The following is a 23,716-nucleotide window of genomic DNA, read 5'->3' as shown; positions in this document are numbered from 1 at the left end:
AAAGAACACGGAATGACTGGAGACTCAAAATGCGAATCACCCAAGGCACCTTTTCCTTCCTGCCCGACCTGACCGACGCCCAGATCGCGGCGCAGATCGAGTACTGCCTGCGCAACGAGTGGGCCGTGGCCATCGAGTACACCGACGATGCCCATCCGCGCAACACCTACTGGAACATGTGGGGCAACCCCATGTTCGACCTGCAGGACGCCGCCGGCGCCATGATGGAACTCAACGAGTGCCGGGCCCACAACCCGGAGCACTACATCCGCATCAACGCCTTCGACTCCACCAAGGGCTGGGAGACGGTGCGGCTGTCCTTCATCGTCAATCGCCCGAGCGTCGAGCCGGGCTTCCGCCTGGTCCGCCGCGAAGGCGCCGGCCGCACCCTGCACTACACGCTCGAGAGCTACGCGGTGAACCGCCAGCCCGAGGGCGCGCGCTACGGCTGAGTCCCCGCCGAAGCGCCACCGTCTTCCCCTCCCTCAGGGAAGCCGGGGCGGGGTGCGCAGCGATGGACGCACTCCGCCCCACCTCACAACCGAACGGGATTGCATCATGAGCACCACCGAAGCCCTTGCCGACACGACTGAACAACGCCCGGCGCCGCCGCCGGCGGAGCGCATCGACCTGGCCGCGGAATACCGCGAGGCCGGTGTCGCCGACGTGCTCGAACGCCTCGACAACGAGCTCGTCGGCCTCGCCCCGGTCAAGCAGCGGGTGCGCGAGATCGCCGCCCTGCTGCTGGTGGACCGGGTGCGCCAGCGCGTGGGCCTGGCCACCGAGCCGCCCTCCCTGCACATGTGCTTCACCGGCAACCCCGGCACCGGCAAGACCACCCTCGCCCTGCGCATGGCCGAAGTGCTGCACCGGCTCGGCTACGTGCGCAAGGGCCACGTGGTGTCGGTCACCCGCGACGATCTGGTGGGCCAGTTCATCGGCCACACCGCGCCCAAGACCAAGGACGTGCTCAAGCGCGCCATGGGCGGGGTGCTGTTCATCGACGAGGCCTACTACCTGTACCGCCCGGAAAACGAAAAGGATTACGGCCAGGAGGCCATCGAGATCCTGCTTCAGGTGATGGAGAACCAGCGCGACGATCTGGTGGTGATCCTGGCCGGCTACGCCGACCGCATGGAGCGCTTCTTCGCCTCCAACCCGGGAATGAAGTCGCGCATCGCCCACCATGTGGACTTCCCCGATTACGACAACGACGAACTGGTACAGATCGCCGAGCGCATGCTCGCCGACTGGAACTACCGCTTCGACGAGGGCGGCCAGGAGGCCTTCGAGGAATACCTCGTCCTGCGTCGTCGCCAGCCCCATTTCGCCAATGCCCGCAGCGTGCGCAACGCGCTCGACCGCATGCGCCTGCGCCAGGCCCTGCGCCTGTTCAACGCCGGCGAGCAGACCATCAGCGTGGACGCCCTGCAGACCCTGACGGCGGCCGATGTGCGCAGCAGCCGGCATTTTGCCGACACCGCCGGGCACGCCAAACCCTAGACGGATTCCACGGCCGCGAGGCGCCGCAGAAGCGCCCGCGACCACAGCGATTGAGGAGACACCCATGTTCAGCCTGGAACGCACCACGCTCACCGAGTACCTGATCTCTCAGCGCCGCCAGCACCCCGGCGCCACCGGCGAGTTCAACGCCCTGATCCTGCAGGTCGCCCAGGCCTGCAAGGCCATCTCCCGGGCGGTCGCCCACGGCGCCCTGGCCGGCGTGCTCGGTTCCGCCGGCACCGAGAACGTGCAGGGCGAAACCCAGAAGAAACTGGACGTGATGGCCGACGAGATCTTCTGCCGCGCCACCCACTGGGGCGGCGCCCTCGCCGGCATGGTGTCGGAGGAGAACGAGGCCCCGGTGCCGATCCCCGAGGGCCACAAGCTGGGCAAGTACCTGCTGGTGTTCGACCCGCTCGACGGCTCCTCCAACATCGACGTCAACGTGGCGGTCGGCTCCATCTTCTCGATCCTGCGCGCACCGACCCCCGGCAAACATGCGGAGGCAGACGACTTCCTCCAGGCCGGCGTCAAGCAGGTGGCGGCGGGCTACGCCATCTACGGCCCGTCGACCATGCTGGTGCTCTCGGTGGGCAACGGCGTGGCCGGCTTCACCTTCGATCCCATCCTCGGCGAGTTCTTCCTCACCCATGCGGACATCCGTGTGCCCACGGTGACCCAGGAGTTCGCCATCAACGCCTCCAACTCGCGTTTCTGGGAGTCGCCGGTGCGCCGCTACGTGGAGGAATGCCTGGCCGGCAAGAGCGGTCCGCGCGGCAAGGATTTCAACATGCGCTGGGTCGCCTCGCTAGTGGCCGAAACCCACCGCATCCTCACCCGTGGCGGCGTCTTCCTCTACCCGCGCGACCGCAAGGACCCGAGCAAACCGGGGCGCCTGCGCCTGCTCTACGAGGCCAACCCGATCGGCTACCTCATCGAGCAGGCGGGCGGGCGGGCCTCCACCGGCCTGCTGCCGGTGCTGGAAGTCGAACCGGAATCGCTGCATCAGCGCATCGGCTTCGTCTTCGGATCCAGCGAGGAGGTCGAACGCATCGAGCGCTACCACGCCGAGCCGCTGTTCGGCAGCGAGACGCATGAGCTACCGCTGTTCCACTCGCGCGGCCTGTTCCTGACGACCTGACGCCGTAGCCCGGATGCCGCGAAGCGGAATCCGGGACCAACGCCCCCTACGGGCAAGTGTTCCCGGATACCGGCCTGCGGCCTCCCGCCGGGCTACGGACGACCACGCACCCAAGATCCATCCATCGCCACGAGGGCACGATCATGTCCGAACGCCATCCCATCATCGCCATCACCGGCTCGTCCGGCGCCGGCACCAGCACGGTGCAACGCACCTTCGAGCAGATCTTCCGCCGCGAGGGGGTCACCGCCGCCGTCATCGAGGGCGACAGCTTCCATGCCTACAACCGCATGGAGATGCGCGAGCGCATGGCTGCCTGCGAGACCGCCGACGGCGAATGCAAGCTCTCCCACTTCGGCCCCGAGGCCAACCTGTTCGGCGAGCTCGAGACCCTGTTCCGCAGTTATGGCGAAAGCGGCCGCGGCAAGCGCCGCAAGTACCTGCACGACCATGACGAAGCCGCCCCCTACGGCCAGGAACCCGGCACCTTCACGCCGTGGGAGGACCTGCCCACCGGCACCGACCTGCTGTTCTACGAGGGCCTGCACGGCGCCGTGGTCGATGGCGACATCAACGTCGCCCAGCACCCGGACCTGCTCATCGGCGTGGTGCCGGTGGTGAACCTCGAATGGATCCAGAAGCTGCATCGCGACAAGAGCATGCGCGGCTACTCCACGGAGGCGGTCACCGACACCATCCTGCGACGCATGCACGACTATGTGCACTACATCGTGCCCCAGTTCGCGCGCACCCATGTGAACTTCCAGCGCGTGCCCATGGTGGACACCTCCAACCCCTTCATCACCCGCACCATCCCCACCGCGGACGAGTCGATGGTGGTGATCCGCTTCGCCAACCCGAAGGGCATCGACTTCCAGTACCTGCTCAGCATGGTGCACGACAGCTTCATGAGCCGGGCCAACACCATCGTGGTGCCGGGCGGAAAGATGGAGCTGGCCATGCAGCTCATCTTCACGCCGTTCGTCTGGCGCCTGATGGAAGAGCGCCGCAAGTTGCTCTGACCCGCATTCCCACGAACGTCACGGAGATCGCTCATGAACACCCGCCTTTCCACCGCCGCCATCGACACCCTGCGCGCCAACGCCCTGCGCTTCCTGGCGATCGATGCGGTCGAGGCCGCCCAGTCCGGCCATCCCGGCATGCCGATGGGCATGGCCGAGATCGCCGTTGCGCTCTGGACGCGCCACCTCAAGCACGATCCGGCCACCCCGGAGTGGGCCGACCGCGACCGCTTCGTGCTCTCCAACGGGCACGGCTCCATGCTGCTCTACGGACTGCTGCACCTGAGCGGCTACGACCTCACGCTGGACGATATCAAGCAGTTCCGTCAGCTCGACAGCCGCACCGCCGGCCACCCGGAGGTGGGGCACACGCCAGGCGTGGAGACCACCACCGGCCCGCTCGGCCAGGGCCTGGCCAACGCCGTCGGCATGGCCATGGCCGAGAAGCTGCTGGCCGCGGAATTCAACCGCCCCGGCCACACCGTCGTCGACCACCGCACCTGGGTGTTCATGGGCGACGGCTGCCTCATGGAAGGCATCAGCCACGAGGCCGCCAGCCTGGCCGGCGTGCAGCGCCTGTCCAAACTGGTGTGCTTCTGGGACGACAACCGCATCTCCATCGACGGCAACGTCGCCGGCTGGTTCACCGACGACACCCCGGCCCGCTTCCGTGCCTACGGCTGGAACGTGATCGAAGGCGTCGACGGCCATGACGTGGAGGACGTGGACCGCGCCATCCGCGAGGCGCAGGCCAACATGGACAACGACATCGGCCCGACGCTGATCTGCTGCCTCACCACCATCGGCAAGGGCAGCCCCGCCAAGGCCGGCAGCGCTGGCGTGCATGGGGCGCCGCTGGGGGCGGACGAGATCGCCGCCACGCGCACCGCGCTCGACTGGCCCCATGCCCCCTTCGAGGTGCCGGACGAGATCCGCGCGAGCTTCGACGCCCGCGACCGCGGCGAAGCGGCCCGCATCGAGTGGCAGGCCCGCTTCGAGGCCTACCGCGCCGCCCACCCGGAACTGGCCGCCGAGTTCTCCCGTCGGGTCCGTGGCGATCTCCCCTCCAGCTGGCGCGCCCTGGCGCCGGCCCTGGTGCGCCGTGCCGACAACGAAGCGGCCACCGTCGCCACCCGCAAAGCCAGCCAGACGGCCATCGAGCGCCTCGCCCGCGCCCTGCCCGAACTGCTCGGCGGCTCCGCCGACCTGACCCATTCCAACCTCACCGACTGGCCTGAATGCGGCGCCGTGCGCGCCGACCAGTTCGGCCGCCACATCAACTGGGGGGTGCGCGAATTCGGCATGGCGGCAGCACTCAATGGCATCAGCCTGCATGGCGGCTATCTGCCCTTCGGCGCCACCTTCCTGGTGTTCTCCGACTACGCCCGCAACGCCATCCGCATGAGTGCGCTGATGCGCCAGCGGGTGGTTTACGTGATGACCCACGACTCCATCGGCCTGGGCGAGGACGGCCCCACCCACCAGCCGGTCGAGCATGTGCCCAGCCTGCGCCTGATCCCCAACCTGGACGTGTGGCGCCCCTGCGACGCGGTGGAGACCCAGGCCGCCTGGAACGCCGGCATCACCCGCCGGGACGGCCCCGCGCTGCTGGCCCTGTCACGCCAGGCCCTGCCCCACCAGGCGCGCAGCGAAGCCCAGCTCGCGGCCATCGAACGGGGCGGCTATGTGCTCGCCGACGCCCACGATCCGCAATTGATCATCCTCGCCACCGGCTCCGAAGTGGCGCTGGCCATGGCCGCCCGCGACGCCCTGACCGCCGACGGCATCGGCGTGCGCGTGGTGTCCATGCCCTGCACCAATGTCTTCGATCGCCAGGACGACGCGTGGAAGCGCAGCGTGCTGCCCGGCGACATCCCCCGCCTGGCCGTGGAAGCCGCCCAGCCCGATCTGTGGTGGAAGTATCTGGCCGGCGCACCGCGCAGCGCCGTGGTCGGCATCGACCACTTCGGCGCCTCAGCCCCCGCCGGCGCCCTCATGCAGCGCTTCGGCTTCACCGCCGAGGCCGTGACCGGCGCCGCACGCGCGCTGATCGAACCGTGAACACCCCATCCCAGGAGAATCCCCCATGGCCATGATTGCACTACGCCAACTGCTGGACCACGCCGCCGAGCACGGCTACGGCGTGCCGGCCTTCAACATCAACAACATGGAACAGATCCAGGCCATCATGGCCGCCGCCGAGGCGACCGACAGCCCGGTGATCCTCCAGGCCAGTGCCGGCGCCCGCGGCTACGCCGGCGAGCCCTATCTGCGCAAGATGGTGGAGGCGGCAGTCGAGCAGCACCCGCAGATTCCCGTGTGCATGCACCAGGACCACGGCGCCAGCCCGGCCATCTGCCAGCAGTCCATCCGCTCGGGCTTCACCAGCGTGATGATGGACGGCTCCCTGCGCGAGGACATGAAAACGCCCGCCAGCTACGACTACAACGTCGAGGTCACCCGCAAGGTGGTCGAGATGGCCCATGCCGTGGGCGTGAGCGTGGAGGGCGAGCTGGGCTGCCTCGGCTCGCTGGAAACCGGCCAGGCCGGCGAGGAAGACGGTGTCGGCGCCGAAGGCACGCTGGCCCACGACCAGCTGCTCACCGATCCGTCCGAAGCCGCCGACTTCGTCGCCGCCACCGGTGTCGACGCCCTCGCGGTGGCCATCGGCACCAGCCACGGCGCCTACAAGTTCACCCGCCCGCCCACCGGCGACATCCTCGCCATCGACCGCATCCGCGCCATCCATGCGCGGATCCCCGACACCCACCTGGTGATGCACGGCTCCTCCAGCGTGCCGCAGGAGTGGCTCGCCATCATCCGCGAGTTCGGCGGCGAGATCGGCGAAACCTACGGCGTGCCGGTCGAAGCCATCGTCGAAGGCATCAAGAGCGGCGTGCGCAAGGTCAACATCGACACCGACCTGCGCCTGGCCATGACCGGCGCCATGCGCCGCCTCGCGGTGGAAAAGAAGGCCGAATTCGATCCGCGCAAGTTCTTCAAGGCCGCCCGCGACGCCGCCCGCGACATCTGCCAGGCCCGCTTCGAGGCCTTCGGCTCGGCCGGCCACGCCAGCCGCATCCGCCCGCTGCCGCTCGAGGCCCTCGCCCGCCAGTACGCGGGCAAGTAACGATTTGGAGCATTGACCCGGCCACAGCGCAAGACTCGTCCCGATCCCGGCGCCCAGGCCGTTGTTTCCGACCCGCCCTCGTGGCGGGCTTTTTTTGCCCTCGGCAAAACCGCCCCGAGCCGCTATGCTCCTGTCCTTGAAACGAAGCACGCACGGAGACCGGCATGCGACGATTCATCGGCCTCGCCCTCCTGATCCTCACGGCGGTGCTGTTTGCCCTGGTGTCGGTGTCGGCCCTGCTCGACACCCGCCGCGCCGTCTACGCCGAACTGGCCGACTGGCCGACGGCCCCGCCCGCCGCGCTCGACGACGATCTCTACCTGTCGTTGGCCCACGCGCAGCTTGCGCCCGACGGCCGCTGGCGCATCCGGGCGATCGACGGGCATTACCTCATCCCCCTGTTTTCCGCCGCACGCCCGCTGGCGGACGATGCCTACCCGCGCGCCCTGCTCCGGTTGCCGGCCGACCGGCTCGCCGAGCGCCTCGAGCCGCCGGACCGGGTCGACGACGGCATCCGCATCGCCGTCACCGGACGACAGTCCACCGAATGCCACCGGCAGGCGCGACGTGCGCTCGCCCGGGTCGATCCGACGAACCGGCTCGGCACCCGCGCCTGCCTCGACGACGCGCGCCTGCCGGCTGATCCGGTGGCGGTCATGGCCGGGCTGCTCATCCTCGCGGCGCCGCTCGTACTGCTCGGTGTGTGGCTCAGGCGTGGGCCGCCAGCGGCGGCCATGCCACGGGCCGGAAAGATCGCCAAGGGATTCATCGTTCTCGCGTTCGTGATCCTGATCCCGCTGGCCAAGTTCGCCGACAACGCCGGCCCCGCCGCAGTCAAGACCTTCAAGGGCGCGGTGCCCGAGGCCGTCGAAGCGGCCAAGCCGGCGCTGCGCGAGTCCCCGGGGGTCCTCGCGGATGGCACCCCGCTGATCGACCTGAGCGCCCGGGACGATCCGGCGCTGGAACTGTTCGGCAAGGCCAAGGATGCCGCCGACGGGTACCAGCGCCTCGATCAGCTCGGCCTGCTGCCGGACGACGGACTGAGTCGGCAGATCCAGCAGCTCGACAGCCGCATGGAATTCGTCCGCATCGCACCCGGCCTGTTCCGCCTGCACTCGGCACGCACGCTCATGGAAGAGCGCCTGATGCACGGCACGCACACCGTGGCCGGTCGGGTGGTGACGGGACGGGGTGACCTGGCCTGGGACGGCGTCAGACTGACCCCGACCGGCGACGGCCGGATCCGGTTCGTGGCGCTGCTCGATTCCCTGAACCGCCTCCAGCGCGGCCAGCTGCGCTTCGAGACCGGCTCCGTGGCCGACTGGCAGGCCGGACGGGCGGTCACGTTGCGCAGCGACGACCCGGAACTGCGGGTCGCCGTGCACGGCGACCGCATGATCGTGCGCAGGGGCGTGGCAACGCCGGCGCGGCTGGCGAACATCGCGACTGGCGGGGAACGCACTCACCGGAAGGTGCTACGACCGGACCGGTCCGCCACAGCGCGTTGATCCGGCCACAACACCCGATGCGTTCTACCTCAACCCCGTGCGTTCCAGATCACGCGCGCGGAGTGCGCAACCCTTCCATCGACTGCAACGGGTGGGATTACTGCATATCCAAGAACGCCGCTTTATGTTCTAGTCTGCAACGAAGACGAACCCGACCCGTGAAACATTCACCACGTACGACATCATGCATATTCCATTTCTCAGGCGCCTCGGTGCCATCGCCATGTGCTCGATCGTCATGGCTGCGTGCACGTCGAATCCCAGCAAGGACGTCGCAGAGGAAGAACAGCCCCTCTCCCCCGCCGCCATCCACAAGATTGCGTTGATTCGCGTACTGAATCCTGTCGAACTCACCGCGGAGAATCGGGGCGGCCCACTTCCCTTGCTCGGTGCCGTTGGCTGGATAGCACAGCGGCACATCAACGCCAACCGCGGCCAATTCCTCGAACAGGTTTTCCGGAACCAGGCGTTTCTGCCCGGAGACGAGCTGACAAACGCACTGCTCGCAGAACTGCGGGACAAGGGCTATTCAATCGAATATCTCCGCACGGTGCCCCGTGATCTTGAGGATCCATCCGACATTCTCTTTGATGCCATCCAAACGGATGCGGACGCCTTTCTTGTCGTGGAACTGGATGAAATGGGGATCTACTCGGGCGTGACGTCCACCAAGTTCATGCCGCGTTTGAACGTGGATGTCGAGCTGCTCGGTCGAATCGATCAGTCGGAAGTCTTCTCGCAGTCGATTGAGTACGGTGTCGACGCCGACGAACACAATGACGAGGAAATCCCCGCGGATCCAAAGTATGCCTATGGATCTTTTGGCGAAGCGGTGGAACACCAAACCGATCTGATCGAAGGTTTCAGAAGAGGTATTGGTGCCATCGCGGCGTCGATTGTTCGTCAGCTCCGTGAACGTGGTGTCGATGCAGGGCCTGTCCCGGCAATCACCGCAGGCCTGAGCGGGCATGCCGCTCACGACGATGGCCAGGCGAGCAATGACTCACCCTAGCCAGGGGCCATCCGGGCGGGCGACGTTTTCAGCGACGCCCGATCGAACCCGTATCAGAGCGTCCGTGACCTGTCCTAAATAGCGTTGACACCTAGTCAGGACGGGTCACAAGCTCGCGGCTCAGGCGCTGGCTTTCTGCACCCGGCGGTTGCGCACCGCCTCGGCCAGGGTCTCGAGCACCTGCACGCTGTCGTCCCAGCCGATGCAGGCGTCGGTGATGCTCTTGCCGTATTCGAGCTCGCAGCCGGGCTTGAGGTCCTGGCGGCCTTCCTTGAGGTGGGACTCGATCATCACGCCGATGATGCGATCGTCACCGGCGCTCATCTGGCCGGCCACGTCGTTGGCCACCTCGATCTGCAGCCGGTGCTGCTTGCGGCTGTTGGCATGGGAGAAGTCGATCATCACCCGTGCCGGCACCGAACTGGCAGCCAGCTCCTTGCAGGCGGCGTCCACGCTCTCGGCGTCGAAGTTGGTGCTCTTGCCGCCACGCAGGATCACGTGGCAGTCCTCGTTGCCGCTGGTGGACACGATGGCCGAGTGCCCGGCCTTGGTCACCGAGAGGAAGTGGTGCGGCGATTGGGCGGCCTTGATGGCGTCCACGGCGATCTTGATGTTGCCGTCGGTGCCGTTCTTGAAACCCACCGGGCAGGACAGGCCGGACGCCAGCTCGCGGTGCACCTGGCTTTCCGTGGTGCGCGCGCCGATGGCGCCCCAGCTGATGAGGTCGGCCACGTACTGCGGGGTGATCATGTCGAGGAACTCGGTGCCGGCGGGCAGGCCGAGTTCGTTGATTTCCCACAGCAGCTTGCGCGCCAGGCGCAGGCCTTCGTTGATCTTGAAGCTGCCGTCCAGGTAGGGATCGTTGATGAGCCCCTTCCAGCCCACCGTGGTGCGCGGCTTTTCGAAGTAGACGCGCATGACGATGACCAGGTCGTCCTTGAGCCGGTCGGCCTCGTCCTTGAGCAGGCGGGCGTATTCCATCGCGGCGTCGTAGTCGTGGATGGAGCACGGGCCGATGATGACGAGCAGCCGGTCGTCCATGCCGTGCAGGATCCGGTGCAGGTTCCGACGGGTTTCCCACGCCGTGGCGGCGGCCGTCTCGGTGGCCGGAAATTCGCGCAGGACATGGGCCGGCGGGGCCAGTTCCTTGATCTCCTTGATACGGACGTCGTCGATGGGTTTGAGGGACTCGGGCATCGGGCTTCCTGAAAAAACTGGTGTAAAAACAAGCGCTCAAGTGTAGCCCAATCCCCCATTGATTGTCGCTGTCGCGCCGATTGCGAAACCCGATGACGGGCAACCGGGTCGTCCGTGCGATCCTCACCCCCCGTGGGACGGCGACCTCCCACGGCCGAACGATGCCCGGCGCGACCGGTCAACCCTGCAACCCCGATTGCGAACATGATCGGCCCCCGTGTGTAAGAAAGCGCGGGCCCGATCGGTCCAATGGGGGAAGCCACCCGAACGAGAACCGACATGCTCATCAAACGCCCCGACGATATCCGCCCTTCCGAGATCACCGCCCCCGAGCTGTACGCGCGCCGCCGCGAGTTTCTGAAGCTCGCCGGCCTGGGCGCGGCCGGCCTCACCCTGGCCCGCCCGGGGCGGTTGCTCGCGGCCGAGTCACAACTGCCCGGCCCGTTCCTCAAGAGCCCGCTGAGCACCATGGAGGCGCTCACGCCCCGCAAGGACGCGACCAGCTACAACAACTTCTACGAGTTCGGCACCGACAAGTCCGACCCGGCGGAAAACGCCGGCGTGATGAAGACCCGGCCGTGGACGGTGACGGTGGACGGGCTGGTGGGCAAGCCGCGCACCTTCGACATCGACGAGATCATCAAGCTGGCCCCGCTCGAGGAGCGCATCTACCGGCTGCGTTGCGTGGAGGCGTGGTCCATGGTCATCCCCTGGGTGGGTTTTCCGCTCTCGGCCCTGCTCAAGCAGGTCGATCCGCTGGGCAGCGCGAAGTACGTGGAATTCACCTCCCTCTACGACCCGAAGATCATGACCCGCCTGCCGATCCTGCACTGGCCCTACACCGAGGGGCTGCGCCTGGACGAGGCCATGCATCCGCTGACTCTGATGGCGGTGGGCCTGTATGGCGACGAGCTGCCGAACCAGAACGGCGCGCCGCTGCGTCTGGTGGTGCCGTGGAAGTACGGCTTCAAGAGCGCCAAGTCGATCGTGCGCATCCGCCTCACCGACAAGCAGCCCCACACCGCATGGAACGATGCGGCACCGAACGAATACGGCTTCTACTCCAACGTGAACCCGAAGGTCGATCACCCGCGCTGGAGCCAGGCCAAGGAGCGCCGCATCGGCGATTTCTTCAAGCGCCCGACCTTGCCCTTCAACGGCTATGCCGACCAGGTCGCCTCGCTGTATGCTGGCATGGACCTGCGCGCCAACTTCTGAGCCCATGAACACCGCAACCCAACCCCGTCACGGCGGCCTGCGCATGCTGTCGCCTACGCACATCCGCATCGTCAAGTCGGTGCTGTTCATCGTCTGCCTGGTGCCGCTGAGCCTGCTGGTGGCGCGCTTCTTCCATGACGATCTGGGCGCCAACCCGATCGAGACCATCACCCACGCCACCGGCGACTGGACCCTGCGCTTCCTGCTCATCACGCTCGCGGTGACGCCCCTGCGGCGCCTGACCGGCTGGCACTGGCTGATCCGGCTGCGGCGCATGCTGGGCCTGTACGCCTTTTTCTACGCCACCCTGCACTTCCTCACCTATGTGGTGCTGGACCAGTTCTTCGACGGCTGGGCGATCGTGCTCGACGTGCTCAAGCGCCCGTACATTACCGTCGGTTTCGCCGCCTTCGTGCTGCTGATCCCGCTGGCGGTCACGAGCACCAACCGGATGATCAAACGCCTGGGCGGCAAACGCTGGCAAGCCCTGCACCGGTCGGTGTACGCCATCGCCATCCTCGGCGTGGTGCACTACTGGTGGCTGGTGAAGGCGGATCTGACCGAGCCGATCCTCTATGGGCTCATCCTCGCCGGCCTGCTGGGCGTACGCGCCCACTGGCGCAACGAGGAGCGCAAGCGCCAGTTGGGCGGCGCCTACGCGACGCGCGCCCCGGGCGGACCGAAGATCGACGGTCGAATCATCCCGATCCATCCGAAATAAGAAAAGGCGTGCCGCGGCACGCCTTTTTCACTGCGCCGCAGCCCGTCAGGCCGGCTTGCGGATGGCGTGCTTGGGGCGCCAGGCCCGCGTGACTGCCTCGTTGGTTTCCACGTAGGGCCCGCCGATCAGATCGATACAGTAGGGCACGGCCGCGAAGATGCCCTCGGCGATGAGCGCACCGGCCTTGTCGCGCGCACCTTCGAGCGTCTCGCGGATGGCCTTGGGCTGACCGGGCAGATTGATGATGAGGGTCTTGCCGCGGATGACCGCCACCTGACGCGAGAGGATCGCGGTGGGCACGAAATTGAGACTGATCTGGCGCATCTGCTCGCCAAAGCCCGGCATCACCTTGTCGGCCACCGCCACGGTGGCCTCGGGGGTCACGTCTCGCGGCGCCGGTCCGGTCCCGCCGGTGGTGAGTACCAGATCGCAGCCGGCCGTGTCGCACAACTCGATCAGGGTCTGCTCGATGATCGGCTGCTCGTCGGGGATCAGCCGTTCCACGGCCTCCCACGGCGAGGTGAGCGCACCGCCGAACCAGTTCTTGAGCGCCGGAATGCCCTCGTCTTCGTAACCGCCACTCGAGGCCCGGTCGCTGATGGATACCAGGCCGATGCGAATCAGATCGCCACTCATGTTTCCTCCCCTTGTTTCAGTCGCCGCTGCCGGCTTCGTCGATATCGCGCAGCACGCGGAAGATGTCCCGATAGGCTCTGGGCGGCTTGCCCGCCTCCCGTTCCTTGAGTGCATTGCGCCGGAGCACCCGCAATCGCTGCAGATCGGCGCCCGGATGGGACTCCGCCACCTCGAACAGCACACCCTCGTCCTCCAGCAGGCGCTCGCGCAGTCGCTCGAGCCGGTGCTGGCGCGCCACCTCCTCCGCCGACACCCCCTTGAGCGCATCGAGCGCGGCCTGGATCGGTTCCGGATCGATGCTGCGCATGAGCTTGCCGATGTATTGCAGCTGGCGGCGCTTCGCTTCGTTCTTCCGGAAGCGCTGGTGATCGCGGATCGCGTCGAGCAGATCGTCCGGCATCGGAATGCGGGCGAGCTGGTCGGCGTTGAGTCTGACAAGCTCCGCGCCCAGATCCTGCAGGGCGTGGCTCTCCCGCTTGCGCTGGGACTTGCTCGGCCCGTCGTAGGCGTCGAACTCCTCGTCGTCGTGGTCGTCCGGTGAATGCGGATTCATTTGCCCTCGGGCCGTGGTGCGAAAGGGTTAAGATTATAGCTTTACCGCCCCAGCCCAAGAGATTTCATGTCCCAGCCAGGATTCAGCTACACGCAGGCGCACCTGCGCCAGATCGCCGCCGATATTCTCAGGCATGCCAAGGCCAAGGGCGCCAGCGCCTGCGAGACCGACGTCTCCGAAGGCTTCGGCGCCTCCGTGAGCGTGCGCAAGGGCGAAGTGGATACCATCGAGTACAACCGCGACAAGGGGGTCGGGGTCACTGTCTACCTGGGCCAGCAGCGCGGCTACGCCAGCACCTCGGACTTTGCCCCCGAGGCGCTGGAGAAGACCGTCGAAGCCGCCCTGTCGATCGCGCGCTTCACCGCCGCGGACGACTGCGCCGGGCTCGCCGATCCAGCGTTGATGGCCACCGAGTTTCCGGATCTGGACCTGCACCACCCCTGGCAGCTGCCGGTCGAGTCGGCCATCGAACTGGCCCAGGCCTGCGAGGCCGCGGCCTACGACACCTCGGACCTGATCACCAACTCCGAAGGGGCCGGCGTGTCGATCCAGGAATCCCAGTTCGTCTCCGCCAACAGCCTCGGCTTCATGGGCGGCTATGCGACCTCGCGTCACTCCACCTCGTGCTCGGTGATCGCCGGCGAGGGCGATGCCATGCAGCGCGAGTTCTGGTACGACAGCAAGCGTGACGCGACCAAACTGATGGCGGCCGAGGCCATCGGCCGCAAGGCCGCCGAACGGGCGGTGGCGCGCCTGGGCGCCCGTCAGGTGGGCACCGCCGAAGTGCCGGTACTCTTCGAAGCCCCGGTCGCCGCCGGCCTCATCGGCAGTTTCGTCGGCGCCGTCAGTGGCGGCGCGCTGTACCGCAAATCCAGCTTCCTGCTCGACAGCCTCGGCCAACAGGTGTTCTCGCCCATCGTCAACCTGTCCGAACGCGCCTACCTGAAGAAAGGCTTCGGCTCCGGCCCCTTCGACGACGACGGCGTGCAGACCCGCGACCGCGAGGTCATCGTCGACGGCATGCTGCAAGGCTACTTCCTGAGCACCTACTCGGCCCGCAAGCTCGGCATGCAGACCACCGGCAATGCCGGCGGTGCGCACAACCTGATCCTGCATCCGGGTGAAGACGACTTCGACGGCCTGCTGCGTCGCATGGGCCGCGGCCTGGTGGTCACCGAACTGCTCGGTCACGGCGTCAACACCGTGACCGGCGACTACTCCCGCGGTGCCGCCGGCTTTTGGGTCGAAAACGGCCAGATCGCCTACCCGGTGCAGGAAATCACCATCGCTGGCAACCTGCGCGACATGTTCCTCGGCATCCAGGCCATCGGCAACGACGTCCTCCACCGCGGCGCCCGACAGACCGGTTCCATCCTCATCGACCGGATGATGGTGGGCGGGGAGTAAACGGCCCCCACGCTCGCATCCGCTCGCTGCCCCCCGAGGGGGCTGCGCCGACCTTGGGGCGGCCCGGCGCTCGGCGCGCACGGCCCCCACGTTCGCATCCGCTCGCTGCCCCCCGAGGGGGCTGCGCCGACCTTGGGGCGGCCCGGCGGACGGCGCGCACGGCCCCCACGTTCGCATCCGCTCGCTGCCCCCCGAGGGGGCTGCGCCGACCTTGCCTCTCGGCGGCGTTCGCCACTCAAGGCGAAACACCCAACGAAAATGCCTTGGTCATTACCGATGCGCCGTCAGCTCAGCCCATATTCCGAGGGCGATCCCCGCGCCCGGGCTCGGCCAGCGCCCTCCCGATGCCCTGCGCCGATTGGCGCTTGTGGGAAACCCCTATTTCTGCGGCCGATTGGCGGTTCCTATAATCAGGACCGCTTCATCACAAAAACATAGCCGTCATTACGATCCACTAAAGAGCGAGGAGACTTATGGAACGCCGTTCCTTTCTGAAAAAAACGGGTGTTGGCATTGCTGCCGGCGCCGTCGCCGCACCGGCCATCGCCCAGTCCATGCCGACGCTGAACTGGCGTCTGGCCTCCAGTTTCCCGAAGAGTCTCGACACCATCTACGGTGCGGCCGAAGTCTTCGCCAATCGCGTCTCTGCCGCAACGGGCGGCAAGTTCCAGATCCGCGTCTTCGCCGGTGGCGAGATCGTGCCGGCCTTCTCGGTCATGGATGCAGTGAAGGACGCCACAGTGGAAGCCGGGCATACGGCCTCCTACTATTTCTTCGGCAAGGACCCCACGTTCGCGTTCGACACGGCGGTGCCCTTCGGCATGAACGCCCGAGAGTTCAACGCATGGTTCATGCATGGCGGCGGCGACAAGTTGTTGCGCGAGTTCTTCGGCACCTACAACATCATGAACTTCCCGATGGGCAACACCGGTGCCCAGATGGGTGGCTGGTTCCGCAAGGAAATCAAGTCGCCCGCCGATCTGAAGGATCTGAAGGTCCGCGTGGGGGGCTTCGCCGGCAAGGTGCTGTCGAAACTCGGCGCTGTGCCGCAACAGATTCCCGGCGGGGACGTCTATCCGTCCCTGGAGAAAGGGACCATCGACGCGGCCGAGTGGATCGGCCCCTACGATGACGAGAAACTCGGTTTCCAGAAAGTGGCCCAGTACTACTACTACCCGGGCTGGTGGGAAGGGGGTGCCAACCTCTCCCTGTACATTAACCACGACAAGTGGAAGGCGCTGCCCGACGAGTACAAGGCCATCGTCGAAGCCGCTGCAGCCGAAGCGAACGTGGACATGCTCGCCAAGTACGATGCCAAGAACCCGGACGCCCTGAAACGCCTGGTGGCCAATGGAGCCAAGCTGCGCCCCTTCCCGAAGTCGGTCATGGATGCCTGCTACAAGGCCGCCCTGGAAGTCTATGCGGAAACCAGCGCCAGCAACGCGACCTTCAAGAACATGTACGAGGCGTATTCGAAGTTCCGCGACGACCAGAACCTCTGGCACAGCGTGGCGGAAGGCAACTTCGACCGCTACATGCAGACGCGCAAGCGCTGATCGGGCGAGACGCCAATGCGAAAACCCCGCCGGTCCGGCGGGGTTTTTCGTTCATGCGTTCTGCGATTTCTCCTCATCGCTCCGACTGTGCTCCCGTCGTTCCGCCTCGGGAATGGCCGGCGCCTCAATGGGTGCCGCCTCGACCACCGGCGCCCCGTCCGGCATCGCGGGAGACGCCTGGTCACCCAGGTCTTCGGCGCCGGCAGGCGCTTCCGCTGCAGCCTCGTCGGATCCCGCCGACGACGGAGTTTCGACCGCGCCGGCACCGGCAATCATCAGCGACGGCACCTCGGCACCCGCGAGCTGGATGCCGACACGGTCACGGAACAGATCCCGTTCCGCATCCGCCGACAAGGCCTTGTGGCTGGTGGACAGATGGTTGAACAAGGCCTTGTAGGAACCGGCCATGGACGCGAACAGGGTCGCCGTCTCCTCGAAGTGTTCGTCGACTGCCTTGCGATAGCGAGCCGCCTCGTCCTTCTGCTGCTCCAGTTCCGCAGCCAACCCGTCGGCGCGCTTGCGCACGCCCCCGGCGAACCGCCCGATCAGGAAGCCGACGGCAAGGGCCACCAGCACGCCCACGATCAGCACCGGCCAGAAGATTTCGGTCGTCATCTCATTCCTCCCAGATCACCAATAACCGTCGTTGCGCAAGGCGGCCGTCAGGCCCCCGCGTCGTCCGACAACGAAGGAATCCAGTATAACGAAGACCGGTGCTGCGCCGCACCATCACTGAGTGCGGCAACGCCCATGAAGGCTGGACGCGCCTGACGGTGTCAGGCCCCGACGCCGGCGGAACCGTTGCCGGCTGCCGGCAAGCGCCGTCAGGCGGTCGGCAAGATCGCAGCGGCCCCCCTGGGCCGTTCCCGCCGCTCGGCTTCCGGGATCAGCGGCTCGCCGATCTGGCGCACATCGATCAAGGGCTCGCCCTCGGGCATGGCCGGGGACGCCTGGTCGCCCAAGCCATCATCCGCACGCCTTGACGCCGTGCTGTCGGACGCCGACGGCGGCCCCGGCGGATCGATCACCCGGGCCGTCCCACGACCCAGCCGCCCGAAATAGAAGCCGAGTCCGAGTGACACCACGGCCACGACCAACACCACCGACCAGATGGATTCCTGTCCCATTGGCAACCTCCGGGAAGATTCGCAGCGATGACTGCCGCGCCCACGACGAGGGGTATCGCAAGACACCGCTGACCATGACAAAGACTCAGTATAGTCAAGCCGACGACCAATGCTGGCCGGTCTAGGTGGCCATACGGCGGCCATTGAAACCGAATCTTTTTCCGCACCGGATACGCCTCCTGCAGACACGAAAAAGCCGCCCCGCGGGCGGCCTGATCGGGTGCGGGGCGATGCGCCCTTACACCTGCATGTTCATGATGTCCTGATAGGCGGAAACGAGTTTGTTGCGCACCTGGGTCATCTGCTGAAAACTGAGGTTCGCCTTCTGCAGATTGACCATCACGTCCTGGAGATTGACGTTCGGATCGCCGGCGCTGAAGGACTTGGCCATCTGCTGGGCATCCTGCTGGGCCGCGCTGACCTCGGCCAGGGCGTTTTGCAGCGCATCGCCGAAGCTGGGGCCGTCGGTCGCCTGCGCGGCGGACGCGCTCTTGCCGCCGGCCGCCTGGGCGGTGGCGCGCAATTCGCTCAGAACCTTGTCGATTCCCCCGGTATCCATGCCAGATCAGTCCAGATATGTGTGATGTGTCGACAGTATGGTTGCAAGGCGCGTGCCATCGCAAGCCGCATCAATCGATGCTGTGGCCCTCTTCACGGTACTGCTGCAGCTTGTAGCGCAGCGTGCGCTCGGAAATGCCCAGTTTTTCAACGGCTTTCTTGCGTGACCCGCCCACGGCGCGCAGCGTCGACAGGATGTGCTCACGTTCCAGATCCTTCATGTTGGTGGCGCTGCCGGCCGGCGGTGCGGGCGCGACGGCGGCAAGATTTGCCGCTTCGGCGGCAGCGCTTGCCGCCACGCCCGGGCTGGCGCCGATGGTCGGCGTATGGCCGAGACACAGGCGCAGCGTGTCGGCGCCGATGACGCCCCCGGTGGCGAGAATCAGCGCCCGCTGCATGGCGTTGTCCAGCTCGCGGGCGTTGCCCGGCCACGGATAGCGCACCATCAGTTCGGCCGCATCGGCTGCCAGCGACGCCTGACGCCCGATCCGTTCGCCGTGGCGCGCGAGGAAGTGCCGACCCAGGGCAATGATGTCGCCCGGCCGTTCGCGCAGCGCCGGGATCGCCAGCGGAAACACGTTGAGGCGGTAGTACAGATCCTCGCGGAAGCGCCCGGCGGCGACCTCCGCGACCATGTCGCGGTTGCTCGTGGCCAGCACGCGGATGTCCAGGTGAATGGGTTTCTTGCCGCCCACCCGCTCCACTTCGCGCTCCTGCAGCACCCGCAGCAGCTTGGCCTGCAGGCCCAGGGGCATCTCCGAAATCTCGTCGAGCAGCAAGGTGCCGCCGTCGGCCTGTTCGAACTTGCCCGCCTGGGCGGTCTGGGCGCCGGTGAAGGCCCCTTTCTCGTAACCGAACAGCGTCGCCTCGAGCAGGTTGTCGGGAATCGCGGCGCAGTTGATCGCCACGAAAGGCTTGGCGCGCCGCGGCGAGTGAGCATGGATGTAGCGCGCGAACACTTCCTTGCCGGTGCCCGATTCACCGGTGAGCAGCACGGTGGCGTCGGTCTCGGCCACCCGCGCGGCGAGCGCGGTCAGCTCGCGGGTGCGCGCATCCTCGGCGATGGTGCCGTCGCCACTGGCCACCGGGGTGGCATAACGGCGTACATGGGCCAGCAGCACTTCGGGTTCGAAGGGTTTGAGGAGGAAGTCGCAGGCTCCGCCCTGCATGGCCGACACCGCCTTTTCCACATCGCCGAAGGCGGTCATCAGCATGACCGGCAGCTGCGGCAGGCGGGCGCGGATCTCGCCCAGCAGGGTCAGCCCGTCCATGGGATCCATCTTGAGGTCGCTGACGACGAGGTTGAACACCCCGTGCTCCAGCGCCTCGAGCGCGGCGGGGCCGCCATCCACGGCGGTGACCTGATGGCCCTCCATCTCCAGGGTCAGGCCGACCGCATCACGCAGGGCGTCGTCGTCTTCGACGAGCAGCAGGTTCAGGGCTTCACTCATGAGGGGTCTCGTTGTCGTCGCCCTCGGCGGCCAGGGGCACGCTCAGGCGGAAGGTGGTGCCCGCCTCGGGGCGGGAGGTCAGATCGATGTCGCCCCCATGGGCGCGGGCGACGCCGCGCGCGATGGCCAGGCCGAGGCCGGTGCCTTCGGCACGGGTGGTGAAGAAGGGCTCGAACAGCCGTTGCTGCTGCTCCGGGGCGATACCCTTGCCGGTATCGGACACGGTGAACACCACCTGGCGGCCATCGCGCTGCGCGTCGAGCCGGACCTGCCCCGACTCGGGGGTGAATTGCAGCGCGTTTTCGAGCAGGTTGGTGAGCGCGCCGGCCAGGGCCTTGCGATCCGCGACCAGCCGGGTCTGGCCACACCCGCAGGCGTGCTCGAAGTCGATGCCGCGCTCGCGTGCGATCGGCTCGAGGGTGTGAGCCAGCTCCTCGACCAACGCGCACACGGGCACCGGCTCGCGTCCGAGGCAGTCACCGCGCGCGAACAGCAGCATGTCGCGGATCAGGCGTTCGAGATGACGCAGGCGCTCGACGGCGCGGCCGGCCACGCGGGTGCGCTCCTCGCCGGCGAGCTGGGGCTTGCCCAGGGAGCTGGTGTACAACAGGGCCGCGGACAACGGCGTGCGCAGCTGATGCGCAAGGCCGGCGACCATCTCGCCCATGGCCGCGAGGCGCGCGTTGCGCTCGGCCTCGCGCTGCATGCGATGGGTGTCGGTCACATCGTGCATGAGCACGATGCTGCCCTCGCCCGAATCGAGCGCCGTGGCCGACAGCGCGATGCGGCGCGGCGCGGCGCCGGGCGCGGCCTCCAGCTCCATCTCGCCCGGCGTCTCGGTGGCCGTGAAACGGGTGCTCGCCATCGCCCACGGCTGGCCGTCGAGATCCTCGCCCAGCCAGGCGCTCGCCGCCCGGTTGATCTGCACCACGCAGCCCTCGCGGTCGAGCACGACCACCCCGGCCGGCAGAGCGGTCATGAGCACCGAGAGGCGCTCGTTGAGCTGGGCGACCTGCCCCTGCAGGCCGGCATAGGCCTCCGTCAGTTCCGCCGAGACGCGGTTGAACTGTTCGAAGGCTTCGGCCAACTGGGCCGCATTGAGCGGCGGTGTCGTGGTTTCGGTCACGGGGTGTCCGGGTGGCTGTCGGTGTGATGCACAGTGCGAAGCCTAAGGGTGGACGGGCCCGGAAGAGGCGGCAAATAGGCGGCAAAAACTGCCGCTTTTTTGCCATACGCTTTTGCAATTGCGCAGCGAGAATGCCTCCATCGAAAAAAGCGACATCGCGAAGGACCGACCCGATGGCCACCGCGCAAGATGCCGCTGCAGCCGGCGCCTCGCCCCTGCAGCAAGCGTTTCAGAACTTCAACGCCCTGCCCGCACGCCAGAAGCTGGCGATGATGGCCGCGCTCGCCGCGGCGATCGCGCTGGCGGTGGGCGTGCTGCTGTGGAGCCGCACCCCCGACTACGCCGTGCTGTTCTCCAATCTGGAAGAGCGTGATGGCGGCGCCATCGTCACCGCCCTGCAGCAGCAGAACGTGCCCTACAAGTTCGGCGCGGGCGGCGCGGCGATCATGGTGCCGGCCGACCGGGTGCACGACATCCGCCTGCAGCTGGCAGCCCAGGGCCTGCCCCGGGGCGGTCTGGTCGGTTTCGAGCTGATGGAGAACCAGAAGCTCGGGGTCTCCCAGTTCCATGAACAGATCAACTACCAACGCGGCCTCGAGGGTGAGCTGGCGCGCACCATCCAGTCCATCTCCTCGGTGGCCGGCGCGCGGGTGCATCTGGCGATTCCGAAGCGCACCGCCTTCCTGCGCGACGCCAAGCAGCCGACCGCCTCGGTGTTTGTGAACCTCTATCCGGGACGCAATCTGGACGCCGCCCAGGTGGCCGGCATCGTCCATCTGGTGGCTGCGAGCGTGCCCAACATGTCGAACGACGACGTGAGCGTCATCGACGAGACCGGCAAGCTGCTCACCAACAAGGCCGACCCGCTGCGCGCGGCCGGCCTCGACCCCACCCAGATCAGCTACGTGCAGGAACTCGAAGACACCTACGCCCGCCGGGTCGACACCATCCTCGAACCTCTCGTGGGCAAGGGCAACTTCCGCGTGCAGGTGGCCGCGGACGTGGACTTCAACCGGGTCGAGCAGACCGACGAGATCTACAAGCCCAATCCGGAGCCGGACCAGGCGATCCGCTCGCAGCAGAAGAGCGAGGCGATCACCCGGGACCCCAACGCCAAGGGCGTGCCCGGCGCGCTGTCCAACCAGCCGCCGGTGCCGGCGACCGCACCGATCACCAACCCGGCCAGCGGCACCGCGACCACGCAGGACAACTTCCAGACCAAGAACACCAGCGTCACCACCAACTACGAGGTGGACAAGACCATCTCCCACACCCGCCACGCCATGGGCGCCATCAAGCGGCTGTCGGTGGCGGTGCTGGTCAATCACCGCAAGCAGACGGATCGCAACGGCAAGGAGACCATGGTCGCGCCCAGCGACGCGGAACTGGAGCGCATCAACAAGCTGGTGCGCGAGGCCGTCGGCTTCAACGCCGCCCGTGGCGATACACTCAACGTGGCAGCCAGCGCGTTCGCGCCGGAGACCTTCGAGACCGCACCCGCGTTGCCGATCTGGAAGGATCCGGACATGATCGCCATGGCCAAGGAGGCGCTGCGCTACCTCATCCTGGCGGCAGTGCTCGCCTACGTGGCCTTCGGCGTGATCAAGCCGCTGATGAAGTCGATCACCCCGCCGCCGCGCGCGGCCGGAGACGAAGAGGAGGACGCGGCCATGGCCGAAGGCGAGGAAGGAGAGGAAGGCGCCCGCACGACCCTGTCGCACGCCGCCCAGGTGGCCTCCAGCTACGAAGCCAAGCTGGCGCGGGCGCGCGAGCTGGCCAAGGGCGACCCCAAGATGGTCGCCAACCTGATCAAGGAATGGATGGGCGTCAATGAGGAGGCGCGCAAATGAGCGCTGAAGACGGCACCGAAAAAGGCGCCCTGCTGCTGCTGTCGCTCGGGTCGGACGAAGCGGCCGAAGTGCTCAAGCACCTCGGCCCGAAGGAAGTGCAGAAGCTCGGCCTCACCATGGCCAAGCTGCCCTCGCATCCGCGCTCCAAGGTCGAACCCCTGCTCGACGAGCTGGAAACCCACAGCGAGAAGGGCTCGCCCATCGAGGCGAACGAGGAAGAGATCCGCGCCATGCTCACCAAGGCGCTCGGCGACGACCGCGCCGCGCACATCATCTCGCGCGTGCTGCAGGGCTCCGACACCGCCGGCATCGAAAGCCTCAAGTGGATGGACGCGGCCACCGCGGCCGATCTGATCAAGAACGAACACCCGCAGATCATCGCCACCATCCTGGTGCATCTGGAATACGACCAGGCCGGCGAGATCCTCAAGCATTTCACCGACCGCCTGCGCAACGACGTGGTGCTGCGCATCGCCACCCTCGACGGGGTGCAGCCGACCGCGCTCAAGGAACTGAACGACGCCCTCTCGCGCACCCTGTCCGGCGCCTCCACGGTCAAGAAGGCGGCCATGGGTGGCGTGCGCCATGCCGCCGACATCCTCAACTTCGTCGGCGCCGCGGCCGAGACGGCCGTCATCGACAACGTGCGCGAATACGACCCCGACCTGGCGCAGAAGATCCTCGACGAGATGTTCGTGTTCGACAACCTCATGGACATCGACGACCGCGGCATCCAGACCATCCTGCGCGAGGTGCAGTCCGACTCGCTGGTGGTGGCCCTCAAGGGCGCCACCGAGGAGATGCGCGAGAAGATCTTCAAGAACATGTCCCAGCGCGCCGCCGAGATGCTGCGCGAGGACCTCGAATCGCGCGGCCCGGTGCGCCTGTCCGAAGTGGAAGCGGAGCAGAAGGAAATCCTCAAGATCGTCCGCCGCCTGGCCGAGGAAGGCCAGATCATGCTCGGCGGCAAGGGAGGCGACGATGCCTTCGTGTAATCGCA

22 protein-coding genes are annotated in these 23,716 nt (G+C 67.1%); 14 read left to right on the top strand and 8 right to left on the bottom strand.

From position 1 onward, the window contains the following. Positions 1 to 29: 29 nt before the first annotated feature. The 8 genes from G3580_RS06240 (at position 30) to G3580_RS06205 (ending at position 9,316) form a co-directional block, all read left to right on the top strand. Positions 30 to 452: a ribulose bisphosphate carboxylase small subunit gene (locus G3580_RS06240; protein ID WP_173764445.1), complete on the top strand. Its 423-nt coding sequence runs from the start codon at positions 30 to 32 to the stop codon at positions 450 to 452. Positions 453 to 558: 106 nt separating this feature from the next. Further along, on the top strand, positions 559 to 1,503 hold the full coding sequence (cbbX, locus tag G3580_RS06235; protein WP_173764444.1) for a CbbX protein: 945 nt from the start codon (positions 559 to 561) through the stop codon (positions 1,501 to 1,503). Between the two features lie 64 nt (positions 1,504 to 1,567). After that, positions 1,568 to 2,644, top strand: a complete 1,077-nt coding sequence (locus G3580_RS06230) for a class 1 fructose-bisphosphatase (protein ID WP_173764443.1) — start codon at positions 1,568 to 1,570, stop codon at positions 2,642 to 2,644. A 143-nt stretch (positions 2,645 to 2,787) separates the two neighbouring features. Continuing rightward, positions 2,788 to 3,666, top strand: coding sequence for a phosphoribulokinase (locus G3580_RS06225; RefSeq protein WP_173764442.1), 879 nt, complete (start codon positions 2,788 to 2,790; stop codon positions 3,664 to 3,666). A 33-nt stretch (positions 3,667 to 3,699) separates the two neighbouring features. Further along, a complete protein-coding gene (tkt, locus tag G3580_RS06220) occupies positions 3,700 to 5,727 on the top strand; it encodes a transketolase (protein WP_173764441.1) in 2,028 nt (675 codons plus the stop codon). Positions 5,728 to 5,752: 25 nt separating this feature from the next. Further along, the gene (gene fba, locus G3580_RS06215) at positions 5,753 to 6,796 is read left to right on the top strand and encodes a class II fructose-bisphosphate aldolase (protein WP_173764440.1); all 1,044 of its coding nucleotides are present in this window, start codon (positions 5,753 to 5,755) and stop codon (positions 6,794 to 6,796) included. Positions 6,797 to 6,960: 164 nt separating this feature from the next. Beyond that, positions 6,961 to 8,304 (top strand): hypothetical protein, encoded by a 1,344-nt coding sequence (locus tag G3580_RS06210; protein WP_173764439.1) that lies wholly within the window; start codon positions 6,961 to 6,963, stop codon positions 8,302 to 8,304. Between the two features lie 184 nt (positions 8,305 to 8,488). After that, a complete protein-coding gene (locus G3580_RS06205; RefSeq protein ID WP_173764438.1) occupies positions 8,489 to 9,316 on the top strand; it encodes a hypothetical protein in 828 nt (275 codons plus the stop codon). A 120-nt stretch (positions 9,317 to 9,436) separates the two neighbouring features. Here the strand turns inward: G3580_RS06205 and aroG are convergent, their stop codons facing one another. After that, on the bottom strand, positions 9,437 to 10,513 hold the full coding sequence (gene aroG / locus G3580_RS06200) for a 3-deoxy-7-phosphoheptulonate synthase AroG (RefSeq protein ID WP_173764437.1): 1,077 nt from the start codon (positions 10,511 to 10,513) through the stop codon (positions 9,437 to 9,439). Positions 10,514 to 10,792: 279 nt separating this feature from the next. Here aroG and msrP point away from each other — a divergent pair, with 279 nt between their 5' ends. Continuing rightward, positions 10,793 to 11,731, top strand: coding sequence for a protein-methionine-sulfoxide reductase catalytic subunit MsrP (gene msrP / locus G3580_RS06195; protein WP_173764436.1), 939 nt, complete (start codon positions 10,793 to 10,795; stop codon positions 11,729 to 11,731). A 4-nt stretch (positions 11,732 to 11,735) separates the two neighbouring features. After that, a complete protein-coding gene (locus G3580_RS06190) occupies positions 11,736 to 12,452 on the top strand; it encodes a protein-methionine-sulfoxide reductase heme-binding subunit MsrQ (RefSeq protein ID WP_407671007.1) in 717 nt (238 codons plus the stop codon). Between the two features lie 45 nt (positions 12,453 to 12,497). Here the strand turns inward: G3580_RS06190 and mog are convergent, their stop codons facing one another. Further along, positions 12,498 to 13,088 (bottom strand): molybdopterin adenylyltransferase, encoded by a 591-nt coding sequence (gene mog, locus G3580_RS06185; RefSeq protein WP_173764435.1) that lies wholly within the window; start codon positions 13,086 to 13,088, stop codon positions 12,498 to 12,500. A 16-nt stretch (positions 13,089 to 13,104) separates the two neighbouring features. Next, positions 13,105 to 13,641 carry a ribosome biogenesis factor YjgA gene (gene yjgA / locus G3580_RS06180; protein ID WP_173764434.1) on the bottom strand — a complete coding sequence of 179 codons (537 nt, stop codon included), beginning with the start codon at positions 13,639 to 13,641 and terminating at the stop codon, positions 13,105 to 13,107. A gap of 66 nt (positions 13,642 to 13,707) precedes the next feature. Here yjgA and pmbA point away from each other — a divergent pair, with 66 nt between their 5' ends. Then, on the top strand, positions 13,708 to 15,048 hold the full coding sequence (pmbA, locus tag G3580_RS06175; RefSeq protein ID WP_173764433.1) for a metalloprotease PmbA: 1,341 nt from the start codon (positions 13,708 to 13,710) through the stop codon (positions 15,046 to 15,048). A 473-nt stretch (positions 15,049 to 15,521) separates the two neighbouring features. After that, entirely contained in the window at positions 15,522 to 16,604 is a 1,083-nt protein-coding gene (locus tag G3580_RS06170; protein WP_173764432.1) for a TRAP transporter substrate-binding protein, read from the top strand. Positions 16,605 to 16,655: 51 nt separating this feature from the next. On the opposite strand, the gene G3580_RS06165 is transcribed toward G3580_RS06170, so the two are convergent. The 5 genes from G3580_RS06165 to G3580_RS06145 form a co-directional block, all read right to left on the bottom strand. After that, positions 16,656 to 17,219 (bottom strand): YhcB family protein, encoded by a 564-nt coding sequence (locus G3580_RS06165; protein WP_173764431.1) that lies wholly within the window; start codon positions 17,217 to 17,219, stop codon positions 16,656 to 16,658. Positions 17,220 to 17,428: 209 nt separating this feature from the next. Beyond that, positions 17,429 to 17,731: a hypothetical protein gene (locus G3580_RS06160; protein WP_173764430.1), complete on the bottom strand. Its 303-nt coding sequence runs from the start codon at positions 17,729 to 17,731 to the stop codon at positions 17,429 to 17,431. A 238-nt stretch (positions 17,732 to 17,969) separates the two neighbouring features. Further along, a complete protein-coding gene (gene fliE / locus G3580_RS06155; protein ID WP_173764429.1) occupies positions 17,970 to 18,290 on the bottom strand; it encodes a flagellar hook-basal body complex protein FliE in 321 nt (106 codons plus the stop codon). A 70-nt stretch (positions 18,291 to 18,360) separates the two neighbouring features. After that, positions 18,361 to 19,740, bottom strand: coding sequence for a sigma-54-dependent transcriptional regulator (locus G3580_RS06150; RefSeq protein WP_173764428.1), 1,380 nt, complete (start codon positions 19,738 to 19,740; stop codon positions 18,361 to 18,363). Then, positions 19,733 to 20,866 carry a sensor histidine kinase gene (locus G3580_RS06145; RefSeq protein WP_173764427.1) on the bottom strand — a complete coding sequence of 378 codons (1,134 nt, stop codon included), beginning with the start codon at positions 20,864 to 20,866 and terminating at the stop codon, positions 19,733 to 19,735. Before G3580_RS06145 ends, G3580_RS06150 begins: the two co-directional genes overlap by 8 nt. A gap of 173 nt (positions 20,867 to 21,039) precedes the next feature. On the opposite strand from G3580_RS06145, the gene fliF reads away from it, so the two are divergent. Further along, positions 21,040 to 22,716: a flagellar basal-body MS-ring/collar protein FliF gene (gene fliF / locus G3580_RS06140; RefSeq protein WP_173764426.1), complete on the top strand. Its 1,677-nt coding sequence runs from the start codon at positions 21,040 to 21,042 to the stop codon at positions 22,714 to 22,716. After that, positions 22,713 to 23,711: a flagellar motor switch protein FliG gene (gene fliG / locus G3580_RS06135; RefSeq protein WP_173764425.1), complete on the top strand. Its 999-nt coding sequence runs from the start codon at positions 22,713 to 22,715 to the stop codon at positions 23,709 to 23,711. The genes fliF and fliG overlap by 4 nt, the downstream gene beginning before the upstream one ends. Positions 23,712 to 23,716: the final 5 nt, after the last annotated feature.

This window comes from Nitrogeniibacter mangrovi (genome assembly GCF_010983895.1).
In the GTDB taxonomy this organism is placed as follows: Bacteria; Pseudomonadota; Gammaproteobacteria; order Burkholderiales; family Rhodocyclaceae; genus Nitrogeniibacter; species Nitrogeniibacter mangrovi.
The sequence above is the reverse complement of the archived record's forward strand: the minus strand, read 5'-3'. Positions and strand labels throughout refer to the sequence as shown.